This is a genomic window from Idiomarina zobellii (assembly GCF_900100855.1).
Classification (GTDB): domain Bacteria; phylum Pseudomonadota; class Gammaproteobacteria; order Enterobacterales; family Alteromonadaceae; genus Idiomarina; species Idiomarina zobellii.
In genome coordinates, this window is the sequence record NZ_FNCB01000001.1 from 23,951 (window position 1) to 44,953 (window position 21,003).

The 21,003-nt window shown below is 47.2% G+C and carries 19 protein-coding genes and 2 pseudogenes; 8 read left to right on the plus strand and 13 right to left on the minus strand.

Annotated elements, in window-relative coordinates; translation table 11 throughout:
• Positions 1-195: 195 nt before the first annotated feature.
• The gene (locus BLT32_RS12900) at positions 196-363 is read right to left on the minus strand and encodes a hypothetical protein (RefSeq protein WP_161802655.1); all 168 of its coding nucleotides are present in this window, start codon (positions 361-363) and stop codon (positions 196-198) included.
• A 1,393-nt stretch (positions 364-1,756) separates the two neighbouring features.
• A complete protein-coding gene (locus BLT32_RS00085) occupies positions 1,757-2,350 on the minus strand; it encodes a hypothetical protein (protein ID WP_053952273.1) in 594 nt (197 codons plus the stop codon).
• 566 nt (positions 2,351-2,916) lie between these two features.
• On the opposite strand from BLT32_RS00085, the gene BLT32_RS00095 reads away from it, so the two are divergent.
• Complete coding sequence (locus tag BLT32_RS00095; protein WP_053952275.1) at positions 2,917-3,915, plus strand: NADP-dependent oxidoreductase; 999 nt, start codon at positions 2,917-2,919, stop codon at positions 3,913-3,915.
• A 76-nt stretch (positions 3,916-3,991) separates the two neighbouring features.
• Here BLT32_RS00095 and BLT32_RS00100 read toward each other — a convergent pair whose 3' ends face one another.
• Positions 3,992-4,432, minus strand: a complete 441-nt coding sequence (locus BLT32_RS00100; protein WP_053952276.1) for a helix-turn-helix domain-containing protein — start codon at positions 4,430-4,432, stop codon at positions 3,992-3,994.
• A gap of 374 nt (positions 4,433-4,806) precedes the next feature.
• Here BLT32_RS00100 and BLT32_RS00105 point away from each other — a divergent pair, with 374 nt between their 5' ends.
• Both BLT32_RS00105 and BLT32_RS00110 read left to right on the plus strand, forming a co-directional pair.
• Positions 4,807-5,037 (plus strand): ribbon-helix-helix domain-containing protein, encoded by a 231-nt coding sequence (locus BLT32_RS00105; protein ID WP_053952277.1) that lies wholly within the window; start codon positions 4,807-4,809, stop codon positions 5,035-5,037.
• 2 nt (positions 5,038-5,039) lie between these two features.
• On the plus strand, positions 5,040-5,327 hold the full coding sequence (locus BLT32_RS00110) for a type II toxin-antitoxin system RelE/ParE family toxin (RefSeq protein ID WP_053952278.1): 288 nt from the start codon (positions 5,040-5,042) through the stop codon (positions 5,325-5,327).
• A 49-nt stretch (positions 5,328-5,376) separates the two neighbouring features.
• Here the strand turns inward: BLT32_RS00110 and BLT32_RS00115 are convergent, their stop codons facing one another.
• The 7 genes from BLT32_RS00115 to zwf all read right to left on the minus strand — a co-directional run bounded on the left by BLT32_RS00115 (position 5,377) and on the right by zwf (position 13,929).
• Positions 5,377-7,080: a class I SAM-dependent methyltransferase gene (locus tag BLT32_RS00115; protein WP_053952279.1), complete on the minus strand. Its 1,704-nt coding sequence runs from the start codon at positions 7,078-7,080 to the stop codon at positions 5,377-5,379.
• 108 nt (positions 7,081-7,188) lie between these two features.
• Positions 7,189-8,202 carry a helix-turn-helix transcriptional regulator gene (locus tag BLT32_RS00120; RefSeq protein ID WP_053952280.1) on the minus strand — a complete coding sequence of 338 codons (1,014 nt, stop codon included), beginning with the start codon at positions 8,200-8,202 and terminating at the stop codon, positions 7,189-7,191.
• 52 nt (positions 8,203-8,254) lie between these two features.
• Positions 8,255-8,812 carry a bifunctional 4-hydroxy-2-oxoglutarate aldolase/2-dehydro-3-deoxy-phosphogluconate aldolase gene (eda, locus tag BLT32_RS00125; RefSeq protein WP_053952281.1) on the minus strand — a complete coding sequence of 186 codons (558 nt, stop codon included), beginning with the start codon at positions 8,810-8,812 and terminating at the stop codon, positions 8,255-8,257.
• Position 8,813: 1 nt separating this feature from the next.
• The gene (gene glk, locus BLT32_RS00130; RefSeq protein ID WP_053952282.1) at positions 8,814-9,827 is read right to left on the minus strand and encodes a glucokinase; all 1,014 of its coding nucleotides are present in this window, start codon (positions 9,825-9,827) and stop codon (positions 8,814-8,816) included.
• Positions 9,817-11,652 carry a phosphogluconate dehydratase gene (gene edd / locus BLT32_RS00135; RefSeq protein ID WP_053952283.1) on the minus strand — a complete coding sequence of 612 codons (1,836 nt, stop codon included), beginning with the start codon at positions 11,650-11,652 and terminating at the stop codon, positions 9,817-9,819. Before edd ends, glk begins: the two co-directional genes overlap by 11 nt.
• Before the next feature lie 97 nt (positions 11,653-11,749).
• Complete coding sequence (gene pgl / locus BLT32_RS00140; protein WP_053952284.1) at positions 11,750-12,445, minus strand: 6-phosphogluconolactonase; 696 nt, start codon at positions 12,443-12,445, stop codon at positions 11,750-11,752.
• A 14-nt stretch (positions 12,446-12,459) separates the two neighbouring features.
• On the minus strand, positions 12,460-13,929 hold the full coding sequence (gene zwf, locus BLT32_RS00145; protein ID WP_053952285.1) for a glucose-6-phosphate dehydrogenase: 1,470 nt from the start codon (positions 13,927-13,929) through the stop codon (positions 12,460-12,462).
• A 163-nt stretch (positions 13,930-14,092) separates the two neighbouring features.
• Between zwf and hexR the strand changes: the two genes are divergently transcribed.
• From hexR to BLT32_RS00160, 3 genes and pseudogenes are all read left to right on the plus strand, one after another.
• Positions 14,093-14,938, plus strand: coding sequence for a transcriptional regulator HexR (gene hexR / locus BLT32_RS00150; RefSeq protein WP_053952286.1), 846 nt, complete (start codon positions 14,093-14,095; stop codon positions 14,936-14,938).
• 12 nt (positions 14,939-14,950) lie between these two features.
• Positions 14,951-15,961 carry a type I glyceraldehyde-3-phosphate dehydrogenase gene (gene gap, locus BLT32_RS00155; protein WP_053952287.1) on the plus strand — a complete coding sequence of 337 codons (1,011 nt, stop codon included), beginning with the start codon at positions 14,951-14,953 and terminating at the stop codon, positions 15,959-15,961.
• Positions 15,957-16,142 (plus strand): annotated as a pseudogene (locus BLT32_RS00160) (hypothetical protein); the annotation flags it as partial. The gene gap and the pseudogene BLT32_RS00160, both read left to right, overlap by 5 nt.
• Positions 16,143-16,236: 94 nt before the next feature.
• On the opposite strand, the gene BLT32_RS13130 reads toward BLT32_RS00160, so the two are convergent.
• From BLT32_RS13130 to BLT32_RS00180, 3 genes and pseudogenes are all read right to left on the minus strand, one after another.
• Complete coding sequence (locus BLT32_RS13130; protein ID WP_053952288.1) at positions 16,237-17,106, minus strand: putative glycoside hydrolase; 870 nt, start codon at positions 17,104-17,106, stop codon at positions 16,237-16,239.
• Positions 17,107-17,165: 59 nt separating this feature from the next.
• Positions 17,166-17,713 (minus strand): annotated as a pseudogene (locus BLT32_RS13140) (glycoside hydrolase family 3 N-terminal domain-containing protein); the annotation flags it as partial.
• Complete coding sequence (locus tag BLT32_RS00180) at positions 17,710-18,981, minus strand: sugar MFS transporter (RefSeq protein WP_053952291.1); 1,272 nt, start codon at positions 18,979-18,981, stop codon at positions 17,710-17,712. The pseudogene BLT32_RS13140 and the gene BLT32_RS00180, both read right to left, overlap by 4 nt.
• A gap of 299 nt (positions 18,982-19,280) precedes the next feature.
• Here BLT32_RS00180 and BLT32_RS00185 point away from each other — a divergent pair, with 299 nt between their 5' ends.
• The gene (locus tag BLT32_RS00185) at positions 19,281-20,279 is read left to right on the plus strand and encodes a LacI family DNA-binding transcriptional regulator (RefSeq protein ID WP_053952292.1); all 999 of its coding nucleotides are present in this window, start codon (positions 19,281-19,283) and stop codon (positions 20,277-20,279) included.
• Positions 20,280-20,373: 94 nt separating this feature from the next.
• A complete protein-coding gene (locus BLT32_RS00190) occupies positions 20,374-20,985 on the plus strand; it encodes a DUF502 domain-containing protein (protein ID WP_053952293.1) in 612 nt (203 codons plus the stop codon).
• The last annotated feature ends 18 nt before the right edge of the window (positions 20,986-21,003 follow it).

Here is a 21,003-nt window from a genome sequence, read left to right on the forward strand (position 1 = left end):
CTTATAGCAGCTCAGAGGCCACCTTAATCGGTGGCTTCTATCTGAATCCAAACTGCTGAAATTAAACACATCTGTTTTTATGTCGTCGAATCGGACGACGAGCCGAGGCTAGCATTAAAACCGCCGCTTCCCTATTTATAAGAGGTCATAGAGAGGATTGCCACGTTGTTTATACTCGCACGCGACAATACATAGTCACATGTCGGCTGAACGATTATTCCGGCAGTTTTTTGAGTCAAGCCCTCTCGACTTTAATCTATTTTTAGTTTTTTTCTTGTTGCCTATAAAGATTGTTGCAACACCAATCAATAAAACAAAGGGTGCCGCACCGATAAATACAGCTTGCAGCGTTGTCAGTTCCATAGTTAATGTTCCGTGCACAAAGTTTTAAAGGTATATCGCGACCAATCCAAGTTCAATCCGAATAACCTCGCCTTTTTTCATGCGCTTCTCATACATTTGTGTCACTCATCACGATTTTCTTCCGTCAACTTCAATCGGTTTATACCCCATACACCGATAGTAAAAAATGCAATAAGCCCAAAGATCAACAGAAGCAAAAGACCAATCTGTCCGGTTGTCATTATGCCCCTCCTTTATCTAATGCAAAAATCATTAAGTAAATTTAACGTCTCTAAAACTAGCATATGACCATTTATTTTTGCTAAATTATCGGCGTTATATCATAATTAGAAATGCAGGCCACTTGGAATTTTGGCGCTGACAGTTACGAACAATTTTTACCATAGCACCTACCAGTATTCGCTTCGTAAGAGATGACAAGCCAAACTAGTTATTCATGCAAAGAAAGAGTTTGAGCTTAATATAAGGAGCATGTCCATCTGCTTTTGAGAAACGAGTTTACCAGTCATACAGATGAGTCAGAACTGATCCAAGCAACACGAAAAGGTTAGGCAGATGAAATGTAAAAAGAAGCCACTGGGAAAACTAAGTCAAAAAAAGACGACTAAAGAGTACAGCCTCGATCAACTACTATCCAAAAGCTCTAAGTATGACTTTGTTTTAAGCGTTGAAGACAAACGCTGGCTTAACGGTTCTTTGGTCGAGGGAGAGAGCAAACGTTAATCAACGACAAACAGGAGTTTTCAGATATCAGAGATTGTAGCAACTTTTGCGTTTGCTTTAGCTCCAGTCCTATCAATATCATTCACAGCATACTCTTTGTTTTATAACGAACGTAAATCTGATAATAACCAGGACTGACCTTGATGACAAAGAGGCCGTCGCTTTTATTGATAGCGTTATTTTCTTTTAGTTTTCTAATGTCCTCCAACAGTAATAAACCGCCATATTTGAGCTCCAAATATTTCAGTTGGTGAGCACCCAGCTTTTGGTCATCACCGACATGCTTCAAGCCAGCAGAGTTAGTAACAGAGTGTAAGGCGAGTCAATGGAAATCAGCAGGTGATGCACAGGACATTATGAATGGTTATAACCAGCTTTATGACACGCGCAAGGGTTGGCTAAAACTGCATAAAGATTCATCTGAGACAGCGTTTCCGGCCTTAATAATGACCAATTTAGTACATATTTTTTGTGACCATAGATTAAATTGACCACCCTGATTTACCTCTATGTACTTAAATTGCTCATTGCAGAAATTTGACTAAAAGCCAATATTTACAAGGGGTGTACATTAATGTAGATTAGTAAGAATTAAAGTGATATACCCGTAACTGCCTTGACATGGCAGAGGTCGGTTGTTCGAGTCAACTCGGACGCACCACTTTTCTAGTTAAGCATAAGTTGCCGCAACACTTTTCAGTTCATTAATGAGTTGAGCTTTTGGGTTCACCAAAACATCATCGTTTATTTTAAGCACTACCGCTTTTAAAACATCGGTATTGCTCGTTAAATGCGCACGCACTCTAATAGTCTTTAGCTCGTCCAAAACCAGACGCCCTTTTAGAGATATGCGCTTTTGGGCTTTGCCTTCTGCAAGATCGCTGTCCAGATATTTAAGCAAACTGTCAGCCGTTTTTTCATTCTCATAAATTGTGTGAATAAAATACTTAATAAGTGCCGCTGAAAAGTCTGTACTCGCCCCAAGAGAGCTACTCGCCAAATTCAGTATATCTACCATATGAGCAGGAACTCGACTCTCAATAGGTTTCTTCCTTGCGTCTAACTGTTTTTTTATTGCAGGCACCGATTGTTGGGGTATTACCGCAACCCGGTCACACTTGTCACACACACCAACCAAAACATTTTTAACTAGACCATGGCCGTCACTAAAAGGAACATCACGCAAGCCGAATGTTGCTGTTTCTAGCGACTGGCACGATTCACACATGACTTTCTGAGTGTCACCAACTTTAAAAATTTTCATGTTTCCACCTTAATTGTGAACACTAATGAATATGCAGCTAGGTTCGACGAAGTACCACTTGATATACCAACTCTTACCGTCATAAACGGTTTTCACGATGTGAACATCAATGTCAGCAGAAATGTGGTGTGGGCTGCATTCATACTCATTCCCACGTGCTCTAGCGACGATACTAATTAACTCGTCGATCGATAACTCCTCGATTAGAAGTAAATTCTTAACATCAATATCACCGCGCGACTCATGCAATATATTTCCGCTCTGCAAACACTCCAGTATTTGCTTTTTTACTCTTTTAAACCCCATTCAGCACCCAATGTACGACAATAATCGTACGTTTTAAAGTTTTTATTCAGAACAATTACAAAAGGAGTGAATCAGTTTAACTGTTTAAGGAAACTACTAGTGCTGAATACGCAATAACATCAAGCTATGTCAGAGCTCTCTTACCAACCCAGTTTCTATACAACGCTCAATAAATTCAAACACCCGTTTATTTTTCTTTTACGCATACAAGCCACAGCGTTATGCTAACGGCACATAATAAAGACGTAATAAGGAAGAATATGACAACTTACAAAGCGATTAATTTGGTTAAGCGTCCGAATCCGGGTCCAGTCAGTGCGGATATTTTTGAGGTGGTTGAAAAAGAGCTACCAACAGTTAACGACGGTCAGTTTTTAATTAAGCAAACTCACATGTCGTTAGACCCGGCCATGTTTGGCTGGATGAGCCCCGATACCGAAAGTTACATTCCGCCGGTGGAGCTAAATACCGTGATGCGCAGCTCCGGCGTTGGCGAAGTGGTAGAAAGCAAGCATCCGGATTTTGCCAAAGGCGACCGTGTGATGGGTATGATGGGCTGGCAGCAATATGCACTAAGCGACGGACAAGGCATTAATAAAGTACAGGCCGACGTGCCTGACGAAATGGTGTTATCCGTTTTTGCCCTACCCGGCTTAACCGCCACACAAGGTTTATTTAACGTCGGCAAGCCCAAGTCAGGCGAAACTCTGCTGGTTACAGGAGCCGCTGGCTCAGTTGGCTCTATCGTCGGACAATTAGCCAAAGCCGATGGCTTGCGTGTAATTGGCGTGGTTGGCAGTGACGAAAAAACCGATTGGATAACCAACGAATTAGGTTTTGACGGCGCTATAAACTACAAAACCGACGACTTAGACGCCAAGCTGAAAGAGCTAACGCCCGAAGGCATTGACTTGTACTTTGAGAACACCGGCGGCCCTATTCAGCATCATGTAATGCAGCACATGAATGCCCACGGCCGGATTGTGGTCTGCGGCATGATAGCCGACTACGACAAAGCCGAACCAGCGCCCGGCCCAAGCTGGATTCCTATAATTAAAAAGCGTTTAAGCATTCAGGGCTTCACCATGCCGGATCACTTCCACCAAGTGCCTAGCCTGCTGGAAAAACTCACCCCGTATGTCATGAACGGCAAAATTAAATACCGTGCGCACACGCTGGAAGGTCTGGAGTCCGCTATTGACGGCCTGAACCTGTTCTTTAACGGTGATAATAAAGGTAAGTTGTTGGTTAAGCTGTAGCCATTACCAGAGCGAAATGCGCATTCGTTTCAAATAATAGTAACGGGTGCGCATACTCTCTCGGGAAAGTTAGCGTCTAACCCACCCTCTCCCAATGATTATGTATTTCTTGCAGCAATATTTTTTCTTCCGCTTGTCGGGCTTCAACATCAGCCAATAAGTCTAAAAAGTAGCTAACAGGGTTATTCTTATATCGACTCTCAGCATACAAAGAGCGCAGAGCTGCATCTGTTGTTCTGGGAATAACCGATTGTCCTTTTTCATATCGTGCAATAGTTTGCTCGCTTACGCCAAACCGTTTCCCAAGTACTTTTTGTGAAAGATTAAGCTCTACTCTTAAAAACTTGAACTCGCTTTTAGACAGTGACTTTTTATTAGCAGTAATGCTTTCAGCTATCGCTTGGTGTAAGCCGTCAATATCCTCAATGCTTGTGCATTCTTCGCCACCGATAATCGCAGCAGTGTAACCATTTTTGAGATAAACATTCGGCAGTCCGCTTTCAGTGTAATGATACATATAACCCCCTAATGAGCCCAAACAATAACAAGAACTGACAGTGGTGAGTTATCTTACCTGGCGAAAACTATCAAAATGATAGCTATCATTTTGATACCCTCCCTGTGCGTTGTCAAATTGTTTCAGAACCAAGAAGAGAAGAATAATTGATGGAGTAGCTTCTGGTTTCAATTTACGACACGTCGCACAGCAAAGTTAGTCCATATCCGAAGTAAAAGGCCTAAACCTGTTCTTTAGTGGCGATAATAAAGGTAAGTTGTTGGTTAAGCTGTGGCTGGCATTAAGGATTCTATATGCATTCGGTTTGAGCAATAGTGACATATGAGCAACATTGGTGTAAATTTGCATCAATATTGCTCACACAGGTAATAATCATGAGTAGACAAAGTATTACGTTAACCGACAAAAACGAAGCTTGGTTGCGTTACCAAGTAGAAGAAACCGGCGAATACAACACGAAAAGCGAGCTGATTAATGACTTAGTGCGCAGGGCTCGACGCGTTGAGGAAATCAACAAAAAGCTTGAGGCCTCTGAAAACAGTGGGCTCGTTGAGCAGTCACCTGAAGACATGCTTAAAGAATTCAAGTACCGAATAAAACGATAACCTTGAGTTCTTACAAGCTTACAGCCAATGCCAAAGAGGATCTTTACCGTATTTATGAGTACGGTGTTACAACTTTTGGTGAACAGCAGGCAGATACTTATTTTGCTAGATTAACAGATGCATTCGCGAACATTGCATACAATCCTTTGCTCTACCCTGCTGTTGATCACATCCGACCTGGCTATCGTCGTTGTCCGTGCGGTAGTGACAGTATTTATTATCGAATAAAAGCAACGCATGTTGAGATAGTCGCAATAATTAAAGGTCAAAATGTTGAAGTTTGGCTTTAGGCCGTCCCTGAATCAAAACTTGAACAAGATAACGCTTTCAAAAATGCAACTATCCCCACTCCGCCAACTGCTGAATATCTTTTATACGGTCACGCTGCAGAGAAAATGCCTCAAAAACATCGCTAAAACTTCGGTTATTATGGCTTAGGTTCGGCAGTGCCAAATTAGCTTGCGTAAAGAATTCTCTGTGGCTGTCGCTCCAGCCTTGTTGCCACCAATGCAAGATGAGTTCGCGCGAGGATATCAGCTTGTCGCTGCTTGGCAGGCGGTCAGATTTATTGGCGTTTACCGCTGTGCGGGTGGGCAGTAAGTTCCATAAGTCGTTATTGGGCCAGCGGGCAAACGGAAATGCGTGATCAACGGCATAATCGCTGGGTTTTATTTGTTTTCCAGACCAACAGCAAGCAACCTCGTCGTTTGCGAGTAGTTCATTAACCCGACTGCGAACACGGTTGGTGCTGCGGGTATCGTCTTTCCAATCCAAGGCCTCTAAATAATCGTTGCGGTTAAATTGTTGCCGGTTGACTTCATAACTGTGCATCAACGCCGCCCACTCATTCATCAGCGCCGGCTCTATCCATACGCTAAAGCGGGTTAACGAATCCCAGATGTGTTTGGGTACATAAAAGGTCCCGAGCGAAGCTAAAAAAGGCAGATCCATTGTCAGGCCGCTTGTTGGCTTGTTGGTACGATTCAACTCAACCTCAAACACGGCCGTATTGCTACCGGGCAAGGTGGTGTAAGTAGCCGGGTTCTTTTTAATGGTGGCGGCGATGTCTTTCAGTGTCTGATAAAGCGGTAACGCCTGCTCGGTGCCGCTGTAGTACGCGCCAATAGCGTAATCGGCCGCGGTGGTATGTTGCAATAACTCCCAACCCCGTGGCTGCACAAAACCCAATCCCGCCGAGGTGTTGTTGTTTTGGTGCATGCCGTAATGGTCAATTAAGGGTTTATAGAGCTTTAACCAATACAGCGCCACCAGTCCCATGGGTAGTGCGACGTGATCTTCGGTTTGATCCAACACCGCACCGGGATGGCCTTCGGCGATACGCAGCAAACTTCTTAGCAGCGCGATTTTGTAAGTCGAGGTTTTCTTGTCATTAACCACGATGTTGCGCAGCAGCGGAAAGGCGCCGGTACCGTCATCGGGTAAGGTGAGCAGGACGGTTTGCCAGCTGACATCGCCACGGCCAAGCTCATCAGTTTGTTGTTCGGGCGTCAGTAACTGATAGGTTAAGCCAAAGCGACTCGCTAATTGCGCCAGTTCGTCGGCGGAAACCTCGTACATAGTGCGCTCGTCGTGGCAGGCGCCGTGACGTAGCGAAATCACTAACTTGCCGTTAGGTTTTAACAACGAGCTTAACTTACGCAGGCTGCGTTCGCGCTGCGATGACGGAATATGCATCCACACGGCGCTAAGCAGAATAAGGTCAAATTTGGTTTGTAGTGCAAACACCTGGCTGAGATCGGGCAGGCTGTCGTTAAGCCAATGCACGGGTTTACCCACGGTATAACCTTGCGCGACTTCGCGAATGCCCTCAGCAGGTTCTACAGCCACCACATTTAAACCTTTGGCGGCCATAAAGCCGGCATCACGCCCCGAACCGGCACCGACATCCAGCACCATGCCCTCTTTTGGTAATTGATCGAGCCAATCTTTATGCACCGACTCAACAGGCACGCTGTTGTAGTTGTCCGCCAGGGTTTCAGCATTCTGCGAATAATAGCTGATGTTTTTATTGTGGTATTTCATGTTCCATAATGTGCTTGGTTTTTGCAAAGCTGTAAAGGGGACTGAGCCGTTTTAAATCCAACTGAGCCTCATAACAGCCCCTATCTTCCAGAACCGGAGCTTTGCATATTAACGCCCGTAGAGTTTTAGAGTATCTCGCAGCTCTTCAACAACACTGTCACGCAATGCTTTGGGCTCTAATACGTGTATTTGTGCGCCCATAGACTTCACCCACCAGTGCAGTTGCCAGGAGTCGATAACGGTTGCGGTCAGTATATGAGTTTCGCCGTCGGCCGTTATTTGCTGGTCGTCACTAAGCGGTGTTTCCGTTAAGTGCATGGCTAGGTTGTCGTTAATGCGGGCTTTTAGTTTTAGCGTGTTGCCGTCAGAAAACTGCAACGCACCCTTCTCTAAATAGCGTTTTAAGGTGAAGTTTTCAGGCGTTTTGGCGTGTTTATCTTCCCGAGGTACGGCCTCACGAATGCGATGCAAGGCAAACAATAACGGGTCGTCGTAAGGGTCAACACAGGCCACTAAATAGGTGCTGACGCCACGTTGAACTATAGCCAGCGGGTGTAAGGTGTAGTCTTTTACTGTGTCGGGCTGTGAGCCGGGCTGATAACTCACATCGACACACTGGTTATGCAGCAACGCCAGTTGTACGTTATTTAACACGTCGTCGTTAATTGCCGGTGCTTGTTGCTGCAATGTTGCCGGAACATAGGCCACTTTGCTTTGCCAGCTGCCCAGCGACGCGCCCTGATGCAACTTGGTGAGTTTGTCTTTCGCCTGGTTTAATCGCGGCGCAATAGACTTAAGCACGGTATTGGGCACTAGTGGCTTCAAAACTTTCTCAACCATGGTCAGCGACAGCGCTTCAGCGGCTGAAATTGCCGGCATATCGGCACCAGCCCCTTCCATCCAGTGCCAGCCGTAGGGTTTACCTTTGTCGTTGCATTCCAGTGCGAATGACTGCGACAGCTGGTCTAAGTCGCGTTCAACCTGCCGCTTAGACACTTCAAAGCCTTCGTCGTTAAGCTGCTGACAAATGTCTTTGGCTGTTATTCCCGGTGGTCTTGTCGGCAGCAGCTTCAGTAACTCCCACTGCCGTACCAGTGTTTGACGTGACCCTTGTGAAGACATGGCAAGCTCCTTTTGCAATTAACAATAGGTTTTAGCCTACCAGAAAGTACGCCTATGCAATAATCCAGCTTCCGCCTACACAGCTCACATTAGGTAGCGCTAAATAGTCTTTATAATTGGCTTCATTAATGCCACCGGTTGGACAAAAGCTGATGCCGGGCAGTGGTGCTGCAATGGACTTTAACAGCTTAACGCCGCCCACCGCTTCGGCTGGAAAGAGTTTAAACTCGCTATAGCCATGCTCTATTCCAACCATTGCTTCGGACACTGTCGCTACGCCCGGAATTAAAGGAATGCCGCACGTTTTACCTGCTTGCAGCAGTGCGGGGGTTGCACCGGGGCTTATTGCGAACTGCGCGCCTGCGGCAACAACTTGTTGCAACTGCTCTTCGTTCAACACGGTTCCTGCACCAACTAAGGCTTGTGGCAAGCGGCGGCGCATTTCTTCTATCGCCTTAATCGCAAGCGGTGTACGCAAGGTTACTTCGAGCACTTCAAAGCCTTGCTCGTATAAATTGGCACCGACTTCCACGGCTCGCTCAACGTCATCGACCGTCATTACCGGAATAATGGTAGCGCGTTCAAAAATATCCTTTGCTGTTAGTGACATTTTACTTTTCCTTGGTTAACTGACGTTGTTGTAAGCGTTGTTTCAGATATTGTGCAACGCCACGCATGCCGGCATGTTCAGCGGTAATGACATAACACGGAATGGACTCGGCGAGGTTGCAGAAACGGCCTTTTTGCTCGAATCGAGAGCGGAATTCAGACGCCGCCATCATCGGTAATAGCTTTGGTACAACACCGCCGCCAATATAAACACCGCCACGCGTATTCAGTGTTAATGCGAGATTGCCGGCAAAGCTGCCCAAGCTGGCAAAAAATTGTTCAACCGCTTCTGTGGCAATGGCGTCACAACCACTGAGGGCGCGCGCACCTATCGTCTTTGCTCTTAACGGCGGAACGGCGCGGTCATGATACGCCGCTATGGCCTGATACAGGTTTTCCAGGCCGGGACCCGATAAAACACGCTCGGCGGACACTCGTCCTTCAAAACGGTGCGCTAAAAACTCGTAAATAACCCGTTCTTTCTCGTTAATTGGCGCCCAGTCTACGTGACCACCCTCGCCCGGCAACGGCATAACATCGCCGTTTGGCAGGGTAATTAAATGACCAACCCCTAGTCCGGTACCTGCGCCTAATACGGCTTTGGGCGCGTCGTCTTGCTTTTTGCCGCCACCTATTTTCTTCTGCTCTTTTTTATTGAGCGTGACTAAACTCATGGCAGCTGCGGCAAAGTCATTTAGCACAATAAAACTCTTAAGCCCTAGCGCTCGCTTGGTGCCCTGTACCGAAAACTGCCAGTGATGATTCGTCATCTGAATGGCGTCTGACTCAGCCGGACAGGCAATAGCGATGGCGACGTGTTCTAACGGCACATCCTGCTGCTCGCGATACGCAATCATAGCGTCGGTCAGATTCAGGTAGTCCGCACAAGGGAATACCTGAATACGGTCTAACTCGAAAGTGTCTAAATTAATGCGGCCAAATCGGGCGTTTGTGCCACCGATGTCCGCGACTACCGCGAAACCATCGATAATTGGCGTATGTTCGCTACTCACCATGCTCTTTGTCGTCCTTAAATAACACACTAGCGCCCTGCTCGGCACCACTAAAACTGGCGCGTAGATTACCAAATAATTCACGTCCCATGCCAAAGTGGCTGTCAGTTAAATCAATTTTTTCTGGTTCGCGCTGTTCAAGCTCGTTGCTATCGACTAACAATTCCAGCTCGCCGGTTAAAAAGTCGAGCTTAACCATATCGCCGTCTTTAACCTTGGCAATCAAGCCGCCATCGACAGCTTCCGGCGTTACGTGGATAGCTGCCGGCACTTTACCTGAAGCACCCGACATGCGGCCGTCAGTCACCAACGCCACCTTATATCCACGCTTTTGCAATACGCCCAGTGGCGGCGTCAATTTATGCAACTCCGGCATACCAATAGCCTTGGGGCCCTGATATTTGACCACAACCACACAATCTTTATTTAGGTCGCCGGCGTTAAATGCCGCATCCAGATCGTTTTGGTCGGTAAATACAACCGCGGGTGCCGTTATAGGCTCGGCTTGTTCAGGCAATGACGAGGTTTTGATAACAGCACGCCCCAGGTTGCCGCTTAATACTTTTAAACCACCATGGTCGCTAAACGGATTACTGACTGGGCGCAGCACGTCCTCGTCCAGTGATTCTTTATTGATCTCAACCCAATTTAACTTACCGTCCTCGCCCAGTTCCGGCTTCTTGGTGTAGAGATCCAGTCCATGACCAACGACCGTTTCCACGTCGTTATGCAACAGACCCGCATCGCGTAGTTCGCGCGTCAGGAATGCCATGCCACCGGCACGCTGGAAGTAGTTGATGTCAGCCTGACCATTGGGGTAAACACGCGTCAGCATCGGCGTGACATCTGACAAGGCTTCAAAGTCACTCCAATTGATATCGTATCCCGCCGCCTTAGCAATGGCGACTAAGTGCATCGTGTGGTTAGTCGAACCACCCGTCGCTAACAAACCGACAATACCGTTTACCAGTGTTTTAGCGGTTACAATTTCGCTGATCGGACGGTAATCACTGCCCAAGTCGGTAATACGAGTCACGTGCTGAGCGGCTGCACGGGTCAGTGCTTCGCGCAAGTCGTTACCCGGATTAACGAACGAAGCTCCAGGCAAATGCAGGCCCATCAACTCAACCACTAACTGATTGGAGTTAGCCGTGCCATAAAACGTGCAGGTACCAGCCGTGTGATACGAGGCCGACTCGGCATCGAGTAGTTCCGCTTTACCAACTTTACCCTCGGCATACAATTCACGAATACGGGCTTTTTCGCTATTGGGAATACCCGATGGCATAGGCCCCGCCGGTACGAAGATAAACGGCAAATGACCAAAGCTCAGTGCGGAAATAAGCAATCCCGGTACGATTTTATCGCATATGCCCAACATTAAGCCGCCATCAAACATGTTGTGCGACAAGCTCACCGCACTGGCCATGGCGATCACATCACGGCTGAGTAGGCTCAGATCCATGCCCGGCTGGCCCTGCGTTACGCCGTCGCACATAGCCGGCACGCCGCCCGCTACCTGTGCAACACTGCCTACTTCACGTATCGCCTGTTTAATTTTATCAGGATAATCGTGGTACGGCTGGTGCGCCGACAACATATCGTTATATGCCGTGACGATACCAATGTTGGCTTTGGTCAGACTGCGCAGCTCTTGTTTGTCGTCTTTACCACAGGCGGCAAAGCCATGGGCTAAGTTACCGCAAGACAATGCGCCGCGATGCGGCCCTTGTTTGCGGGCTTTTGCCATGCGTGCCAGGTAATCTTTGCGACTGGCCGCGCTGCGTTTTTCGATACGCTCGGTAACGGCGGCTACTGTTGGATTCATAATTGCTCCTGATCTTTTTGGGTCGCTTGCGTGCGAGTAGCTTGCGCCTCAGGCGCAAGTTACATGGCTATCTGGTAGCTTGCGCCTCAGGCGCAAGCTACGCTGCGTAGTAAACCTCAGTGGGGACTTGCTGCTGGTGCAAGAATTCACCGATAGGCAAAATAGCCTTTCCACTCTCTTCGACCTGTTTAAACACTTGCAGCTTGTTTTCGCCACAAAAGTGCAAATAAATATTGCGACTGTTCATGATACGTGACTTGGTTAAACTAACCCGTGCATACGGCGCCTTAGTTGGCTGCGTTGCAATAACCGCATCATTAGCCGTTAAGCCTTGTTGCAGCTCGGCGCAATCCGGAAACAGCGAAGCGGTATGACCATCATCGCCCATACCTAAAATAATCACGTCAAACTCAGGCAGTTCGTTTAACTGTTCAGACAAAACAGGGGCTGCATTCTGAGCCTTTTCATGACCCGTATACAAGCTAATATAATGCGCTTTAGCCGCTTTGTTTTTTAATAGCACGGTCTTGATTAGCTTATCGTTGCTGTCATTAGAGTCGGGTAATACCCAACGCTCATCGGCCAACATAATGGTCACGTGCTTCCAGTCGATGTCAGTTCGGGATAACTTTTCGAATAAGGGCTTAGGTGTATTGCCACCTGAAACCACGAGATAGGCATGCCCGCGCGCTGCGATAGCATCACTGAGTTGCGCACTAACGCGTTGACAAAGCTGTTCAGAAAGTTGTTCGTTACTGGCAAAGGTTTTCACTGATTTGTCCTCGTTATTCATCTTTTTTAATCTCTTTATTCGTCCCATTCACGACCATCTTGTGCCAACAGACTCACCGAAGCGACCGGACCCCAGCTTCCCGCAGGGTATGGCTTAGGTGACTCGTCGGTGGTCTCCCAGGCAGCAATAATGCCATCAATCCAATTCCACGCTTGTTCGACTTCCTGGCGATGCACGAATAAGTATTGATTACCGTGCATCACTTCCAGTAATAAGCGCTCATAGGCATCCGCGATACGCCTTTTTTTGAAGGTTTCGTCAAAGCTCAAGTCCAGGGTGGTCGCTTTTAGCTGCATCTGCTTACCCAGCCCCGGTATCTTGTTGATCATCTCAACTTCTACACCTTCGTCGGGCTGTAAGCGGATAACCAGTTTATTAGGGGGTAAGTCCGGCAGGGTTTCATGGAAAATATTATGCGGCTGCTTTTTAAAGGTTATTACCACTTCGCTGCGTTTTTCCGGCATACGTTTACCGGTGCGCAAGTAAAAAGGCACGCCAGACCAACGCCAGTTATCGATATGAGCTTTTAACGCCACGAATGTCTCAGTTTCGCTGTTTTCTTTCGCGCCTTCTTCTTCGAGGTAGCCGGGCACCTTTTTCTCGCCGGAGAAGCCTTTGGCATACTGCCCGCGCACCGTCATTTGCTGACTATTGCTGGCATTAATCGGTCGCAGGGCTTTTAATACTTTGAGCTTTTCGTCACGAATGCTTTCCGCATCGAGTCGCGACGGCGGCTCCATCGCTATTAACGACAGCACTTGCAGTAAGTGATTTTGTACCATGTCGCGAAGCTGACCTGCGTCGTCGTAATAACTCCAGCGCCCTTCAACACCGACCTGCTCAGCCGCCGTTATCTGAATGTGGTCGACCGCATGATGGTCCCAGTTGTTCGAGAATAGCGAATTTGCGAAGCGCAACGCTAACAGGTTGAGTACGGTTTCTTTACCCAAATAATGGTCAATACGATAAATTTGGCTTTCGTTAAAGTAGCGTCCAACCTCTTCATTAATGTCTTTTGAAGACGACAGATTGTGACCAATGGGCTTTTCTAAAATAACGCGGGTAGGCTCTTCAGTTAAGCCGACATCGTGCAGCCCCTTACAAATAGTGGCATAAAGCGCAGGCGGCGTGGCCAGGTAAAAGATGCGCTGATGCTGTTTTTGCTCAAGGCATTGCTGCAGCGATTGATAACTCGCGTTATCCGAGAAATCCATACAGACATACTGAAAGCGCTTACAGAAGCGCGCCATCGAATCATCGTCGCGCTCGTTTTCCGCCACAAATTGCTTCAGCACGTCGCTTACACGCTCGGTAATTTGAGCCGCCGGCATGTCTTCGCGGGCGACGGCAATAATGCGGCTTTGTGGTTCGATAAGTTGAGCACGTTCCAGCTGATACAAGGCCGGGATTAACTTACGCCGGGACAAATCCCCAAGCGCTCCAAAAAGCACCATGTCACAACAGTTCGGGCAATCATTTGGCATTGCTTTTGTCCACTTTCAGTTGAATGGTTTGAAATCGTTTTTCATTAATTTTTGTAATTTTACTACATTTCTATTCACACTTTAGCAACGTTTAGGTTAGCATGGCAAATATTAATGTAATTAAATTACAAAAACGAACAACACTTTGTTGGAGCTTTTGCCCATGAATATAGTGCAAACGGTGAAGGATCGCCTGTCAGACTTGAGTAAAAATGAATATAAGGTGGCGCAGCAGGTATTGCTCGATCCTGAAGCTATTATTCATGTATCGACGGCGACGCTGGCTAAACAGGCCAATGTCAGTGAGCCCACCATTAACCGCTTTTGTCGCCGCATTGGCTGCAAGGGCTTCCCTGACTTTAAGTTGCAGCTAGCACAGCAACTGGCTAAGGGCGCCTCGTACGTTAACTCGCAAATTGACGATGACGATAACGTATCCACGGTTACCGACAAGATATTTTCGTCGACACTTTCTGCGCTTGCCAATACCCAGCGCACACTGGACCACGCGGCCATCGAAAAAACCATTAGTTACCTAAAGGATGCTCGCAAGATCTCGTTTTTCGGATTTGGCGCATCAGCATCGGTCGCTCATGACGCACAGAATAAGTTCGCCCGTTTTACCACGCCGGCGATTTTCTCTGATGATGTACTGGTACAAAAAGTCGCAGCGCTAAACAGCTTGCCGGGCGACGTTATCGTTTGCTTTAGCCACACCGGACGTACCAAAGCGCTGTGTGAAATTGCGCAGCTGGGCTATGACAATCAGGCCACGGTTATTGGCATCACTGCCAAAGGCAGTCCCCTGGCTAAGTACTGCCATGTCGTGGTGAGTACCGAAGTGCCGGAAGATACCGACCAATATATGCCTATGGCATCGCGAATTGCGCAAATGGTGTTGATTGATGCCATCGTCGCCGGCTTCGCGCTTGCCCAAGGCGAAGAAATTAAACAGCAGTTAGCCCGGGTTAAAGCCGGGCTCAAAGATTCACGTTTTCCACCGCAGTAAGAAGGATTCATTATGACCATTAAAGTCGCAATTAACGGTTTTGGCCGTATCGGAAAAAACATCGCCCGCGCTATCTTTGAAAGTCAGCGCAATGATCAGTTTGAGGTTGTCGCCATTAACGATTTAGGCGCCCCTGCCACGTTGGCACATTTATTAAAGTTTGACACCGTGCATGGCCAGTTTAATGCTGACGTTCGTGCCGACGAAAACGCCATCTATATTAATGACCACAAAATTAATGTTTATGCCGAGCGTGACCCTAAAAATTTACCCTGGCAGCAATTGGGCGTAGACGTGGTGATGGAATGCACCGGCTTATTTACTAATCGTGACGGCGCCGGACAACACCTGACAGCGGGAGCTAAAAAAGTAATAATTTCAGCGCCGGCAAAAGACGTTGACGGTCTGTTCGTGTATGGTGTTAACCATCAGGATATGAAGCCTGATATGTCTATTATTTCTAATGCGTCTTGCACCACCAACTGTTTGGCGCCGATTGCTCAGCCGCTTAACGAAGCCCTGGGTATTGAAAGCGCACTGATGACAACGGTTCACTCATACACCAATGATCAATGTCTGCTGGATGCCTACCACAGTGATTTACAGCGTGCCCGTGCCGCTGCGCAGTCAATGATCCCATCAAAAACCGGTGCAGCCGCAGCCATTGGTAAAGTTATTCCAGAGCTTGATGGCAAGTTCGACGGCCTTGCTGTGCGGGTTCCAACACCCAATGTGTCACTCGTAGACCTTAGTTTTATTGCCAATCGCGACACCAGCGTTGAAGAAGTCAACAAAATTGTACAGCAAGCGGCTGCAAAATCGCCTCTGAGTGCTGTACTCGATGTTAACGAGTTACCTTTGGTATCGACGGACTTTAACCACAACCCCGCATCCAGTGTTTTTGATACACACCAAACCCGGGTCAACGGACGTTTAGTTAAAGTGATGGCTTGGTATGACAACGAATGGGGCTTTAGCAACCGTATGCTGGACAATGCAGCACATTTGATGTCGCTCAGCTAAGTCATTTGGACAGTGGGATCTGAGCGTCAACTACGACGTGACCGATAAGCTGACGGTATTCTTTGAAGGGATTAACCTGAATAACGAAACCGAAGAAGGTTACGGCCGTTACGAAGAGCAATTCTTATTCGCTCGCCAGTATGGCCCTCGTTACGCTTTAGGTGCGCGCTATACCTTTTAAATAGCGCTTTTAAACACCTTCCCTGGGGTTTTAAAAAGCAATAAAAAAGCGCCGATGCATCACATCGGCGCTTTTTTTATGCTGCCTTGATGAGTTAGTTTAAGCAAACCGTTTTAGCGGCTTCTGCTTGCTCAGCGACTAACCGTATATCACGAATACTAAAGCTCAGGTTACCGGCATGAGAAAGACTAAATACCTCGCCTACTGCGGCGGTATCTAAGCCAGCGTCTTGCAAACACTGCAGCGATAACGACAAGGTCGCCCATTCGCCGGGTTGCGCTTGTTGCAGTTGTTGCTGTACATCAATTTTGACCTGACACTCACCGGATAGGCAGTTCATCTGCAAATACACAGGCTGCTTAGGTAAGTGATCAACTTTGTAGGAAAGAGTCAAGGCACCAATCTCACCGGCAAACGCGCGTAAATCACGGCTAAATGGACTAATAAAGCTAAAACCAGCCATACCAGAACCATCAAATACAAATTCGCGGGCGTCTTCTTGTACCTGGTCATCGAAAGTGGTGCTAAACAGACTATCGATTTCCTGCACACTGCTGGTTACCGCAGTACGCTGCTCTTCGTTAAAGATCTGAAGCTGCCACGGGCTCTGTGGCGCACGGTCAAAAATAGCCATCTCGGCGAGAGCATCCTGATCAGCAAAGTCAGTCGGCAAATCATTAGATAACGTGCTTTCATCGCCATAGCTCAAGCCAAAACCGAGCTCTAACAAGGGCTCATAACCATCTTGATCAGCATTTAATCGTCCCTGCGACGGGTCAGCCGGCCACGAGAAAGGCAGTTTACCGGTAATGGGATAACGTGCTTCGCCACTTTCGTCAGCAACGATAACATCGGCAACGCCCTGCCCTTCAGAGCCCGGTAGCCAAGCCGCCACAAAGGCGTCAGATGCATTTAGTTCCGGGTTAACGTACATAGGACGTCCACTGATGAACACCGACACCACAGGAATACCCTGTTCCTTTAAGCTTTCTAATAACTCTTGGTCACCCGGGTTATTACGCTGACAGTCTGCGCACCGGCTTGCAAACCACCTACGTAGCCTTGTGCATGGTAATCAAACAGTTCTTGCTCACCAATTTCGGCATTGCCCTGATCGATGCCGTCTGTTGTTGCACCGTCACCAATAAAGTGTTTTACCGTGCTTATGACATGACGTTCATCCAGAAAGTTTTTGGCAACATCGCCCTGTAAACCTTCCACGATAGCGGCAGCATAGTCATGCACGATCTGCGGGTTTTCGGAGTAGCTTTCGTAGGTACGGCCCCACCGCCGTTAAGGTAGGAGCCAAAGCCATATTTACGCATATCTTCGACGGTAATATCGCGAATTTCCGGCTGGATCATTTGCGCGACTTTTTGCTCCAGCGTCATTTTAGCCAATAGCTCGTCAATACGTTGTTCCATTGCCGGTTTTTGCTTAACCGGCAAGTTTAACTTAGGCCAAATCTCATTTTCTGCAGCAGCCGATGGCTGCTCATTAGAGGCAGGCGAACAGCCCACCGCGGTTGATAGTGCAAGCGCAATAGCGGTTGTAAGGTAAGCGCGCTTCATGATTCCGACTCCTGTTTAACCGCAGCTGATTTAAGCGCTTGCGGCTTGTAGCCACGGAACCCATAAAAAGCAATGTACACGTAGCACAATAACGGCAAAATAAACGCTAACTGGACACTGGTTGCATCAGCAAGAGCGCCCTGCAGCAAAGGTATAATTGCGCCACCAACAATAGCCAGACACAAAATGCCTGAGCCCTGGCTGGTGCTCTCTTTCAGATTCTGTAACGCCAGGCTGAAAATAGTCGGGAACATAATCGAGTTACACAAACCGACAAATAACAATGACCACATAGCCAAAGCGCCACTCGTATTAATACTGGTGGCAACTAAAATAACCGCGATAGTCGCGTTAAATAGCAACACTTTGTTACCGGCGAATTTCTGCATCACCGCAGCACCGATAAAGCGCCCGACCATAGCTCCACCAAAGTACCAGGAAATATAGTGCGAAGCCTGCGACATAGACATATTGCCAATATCAGATTGCGACAAATATATTGCCAGGAAACTGCCGATAGCCACTTCGGCACCGACATACACAAAAATACCAATGGCACCCAGTACCAAGTGACGTTGTCCCCAGGCACCGCCTTTGGTCGGTAATGGTGCGGCAGCATCAACTTTACCCATATTCGGTAATTTCAATGCGACAAAAACAATCGCCATAATCACCAAAGCTGCGGCCAGAATAAAATACGGTGTTGAGACAGTATCTTTGCTCACACCCGTTACCTCAGGATCTGCCACTCCACCAAAGATAAGCCACGCACCAAATAGTGGCGCAACGGTGGTACCAAGAGAGTTGAAGGCCTGTGTCATGGTCAAGCGGCTTGACGAGGTTTCCTCAGGACCCAGGCGGGTTACATAAGGGTTAGCAGCAACTTGTAGTATGGTTACGCCCGACGCCAGAATAAAGAGCGCTAGCAGGAATAAACCATAGATTTCGAGCATGGCAGCCGGATAAAACAGTACACACCCTGCCCCCGCTATTAGCAGTCCGGTAACGATACCCATTTTATAACCAATTTTACCCACCATCAGGCCGGCCGGAATTGAGATAATAAAATACGCACTAAAAAAGCAGAATTGAATTAGCATCGACTGGGTATTATTCAGCTCGAATAACAGCTTTAAATAGGGTATCAGAATGTCGTTGAGGCTGGTGATGAAGCCCCAGATAAAGAACAGCGAAGTGAGCGCGGTGAGAGCAAAACGGTAATTGTTATCGCTTCCGCCCACGAGCGCCGAGGTTTGCGGCGTTGTCATAAATCCCTCTTGTCTTTTTTATTTTTTTGACGATGGCGTAAAGACCATCTAGTATGATGTAAGCGCTTTCATTTGTAACGCACTTTATAACATAGTTTATGGGTTTAGCAATGGAAAACCACCTTTTTATAATGACTACGTATGCAACCCCATGTAGTGGCAGACTAAACCCGGCACTGGCCTCTTTACTTGTCGCCTTTGTCATGCGCGGGTACACTTTAACTCAGTCCAAAATACAAGAAATTAATCAACTGTTAGCCCAACGCTAGCTGAACGGTTAACACGGAGTAAAACAATCAATGGCGACAATATACGAGGTATCTAAACTTGCAGGTGTATCGCTGGCAACCGTATCTCGCGTTTTAAATAACAATACTCCAGTTAAAGAAGAAACCCGCCTTAAAGTTTTAGCCGCAATGGAAGAGCTGGGGTATCAGCCCAATTCAGTAGCCCAGTCATTAGCATCGAACCGTTCAAATAGCATTGGCATACTTGTCCCCGAGCTCAATGGTCCCTTTTTCGGAACGTTGTTGAGTGATATCGAAAACAGTTTTCGACAAGCAGGAAAGCACGTCATTATTGCCGCCGGACACAGTGACGAAAAACTAGAAAAAGAAAGCATTAGCTTTTTACAAAGCCGAAATTGCGACGCCTTAATTCTGCACGTTGAAGCGGTTACCGACGAATACCTTGTTGAACTGATGGAAAAAAAGGTGAAATTCGTCCTTATCAACCGCTTCGTGCCGCAGCTCTATGATCGCTGCATAACACTAAACAACCAGCATGGTGGGTATTTAGCGACACGCCATATGCTTGAACACGGGCATCAAAATATAGGCTATATTTCAGGTCCGATATGGAAACACGACGCAGAGCAGCGTTATAAAGGCCATTTACGCGCCTTAACTGAGTTTGGCATTCCCCATTCAGAGCAATTATTTTATGAAGGCGATTATCACGAAGAAAGTGGTGCACTCGGAACAAAGGCGCTTTTGCAGAAGGCCTCTGAAATAACCGCGATTGTCTGCGCCAACGATGAAATGGCCGCAGGTGCCTTAACAGCCGCCCGCGAGCTAGGACGCTCTCTACCTGACGGTCTGTCAATTATCGGCTTCGATAATGTGAACTTTTCACACTATACCTTTCCCAAGCTAACCACCATTAACTATCCAATGGGTGAAATGGGAAAAATGGCCGCTCAGCTTATTTTAAAACGTGTTTATCAGCAAAATAATAGCTCTATTCAAACGGTCTTTGAGCCGCATTTGATAGAGAGAGACTCTGTCTCACGTCCATAATTCATTTCAGTTTTCATTAACAAACCGTAAAGAATTTCACGAACCCTAAAAAACCGCTAAGCTTGTATCAAAACCCGAACTAAAAAGCAGGCTTATGAAAAAAATACTGAATTACTTCTTGAAAGGCTTGGCGATTTTACTGCCGATAGTTATTACCGTTTACCTCATCCGTTGGTTGCTGGTAACTATTGAACAATCGCTAAAGCCTGTTTGGATGGCACTAGGCGGAGATGCCTATTATTTTCCTGGCCTTGCCTTTATTAGCTTCCTTATCCTTGCCCTGCTCGTCGGCTTTAGTTCACGTTGGAGCCTGTTCAATTCTATTTGGCAATTGCCGGGCAAACTCATGAACAAAATGCCGCTTCTACGCAGCTTATATGGCACGGTAAATGACGTATTTGAAATGATGTCAGGTAAAGACTTCGCCGATGAGTCCGTCGTGATGGTAACTCTACCGAACAGTAACACTAAGCTTATTGGTATAGTGACGAAGAAAAGCGGTAATAACGATGACAAGTTATCGGAAATTCTCGAAGACGAGCAAGTCGCCGTCTTTTTACCGATGAGTTATAACGTTGGTGGCTACATGATCATGGTGCCGAAAGACTGCGTTGAATCGCTCGACATGAAGCCGGCAGAAGCCTTGCAGCTGACTATTAGCGCTGGTATTGGCAAGAACCATAAAAAAAGCGGCGCTAACTCATAGCGCCGCTTTTAATTTCAC

What these genes read in the sequence shown, in the direction of transcription:
- BLT32_RS12900 (WP_161802655.1), bottom strand. Translation starts at nt 363, where the DNA reads ATGGAACTGACAACGCTGCAAGCTGTATTTATCGGTGCGGCACCCTTT.
- BLT32_RS00185 (WP_053952292.1), top strand. Translation starts at nt 19,281, where the DNA reads ATGGCGACAATATACGAGGTATCTAAACTTGCAGGTGTATCGCTGGCA.
- BLT32_RS00115 (WP_053952279.1), bottom strand. Translation starts at nt 7,080, where the DNA reads ATGAAATACCACAATAAAAACATCAGCTATTATTCGCAGAATGCTGAA.
- BLT32_RS00095 (WP_053952275.1), top strand. Translation starts at nt 2,917, where the DNA reads ATGACAACTTACAAAGCGATTAATTTGGTTAAGCGTCCGAATCCGGGT.
- BLT32_RS00085 (WP_053952273.1), bottom strand. Translation starts at nt 2,350, where the DNA reads ATGAAAATTTTTAAAGTTGGTGACACTCAGAAAGTCATGTGTGAATCG.
- BLT32_RS00190 (WP_053952293.1), top strand. Translation starts at nt 20,374, where the DNA reads ATGAAAAAAATACTGAATTACTTCTTGAAAGGCTTGGCGATTTTACTG.
- BLT32_RS00120 (WP_053952280.1), bottom strand. Translation starts at nt 8,202, where the DNA reads ATGTCTTCACAAGGGTCACGTCAAACACTGGTACGGCAGTGGGAGTTA.
- eda (WP_053952281.1), bottom strand. Translation starts at nt 8,812, where the DNA reads ATGTCACTAACAGCAAAGGATATTTTTGAACGCGCTACCATTATTCCG.
- edd (WP_053952283.1), bottom strand. Translation starts at nt 11,652, where the DNA reads ATGAATCCAACAGTAGCCGCCGTTACCGAGCGTATCGAAAAACGCAGC.
- BLT32_RS00180 (WP_053952291.1), bottom strand. Translation starts at nt 18,981, where the DNA reads ATGACAACGCCGCAAACCTCGGCGCTCGTGGGCGGAAGCGATAACAAT.
- hexR (WP_053952286.1), top strand. Translation starts at nt 14,093, where the DNA reads ATGAATATAGTGCAAACGGTGAAGGATCGCCTGTCAGACTTGAGTAAA.
- BLT32_RS00105 (WP_053952277.1), top strand. Translation starts at nt 4,807, where the DNA reads ATGAGTAGACAAAGTATTACGTTAACCGACAAAAACGAAGCTTGGTTG.
- pgl (WP_053952284.1), bottom strand. Translation starts at nt 12,445, where the DNA reads ATGAATAACGAGGACAAATCAGTGAAAACCTTTGCCAGTAACGAACAA.
- glk (WP_053952282.1), bottom strand. Translation starts at nt 9,827, where the DNA reads ATGGTGAGTAGCGAACATACGCCAATTATCGATGGTTTCGCGGTAGTC.
- BLT32_RS00100 (WP_053952276.1), bottom strand. Translation starts at nt 4,432, where the DNA reads ATGTATCATTACACTGAAAGCGGACTGCCGAATGTTTATCTCAAAAAT.
- gap (WP_053952287.1), top strand. Translation starts at nt 14,951, where the DNA reads ATGACCATTAAAGTCGCAATTAACGGTTTTGGCCGTATCGGAAAAAAC.
- zwf (WP_053952285.1), bottom strand. Translation starts at nt 13,929, where the DNA reads ATGCCAAATGATTGCCCGAACTGTTGTGACATGGTGCTTTTTGGAGCG.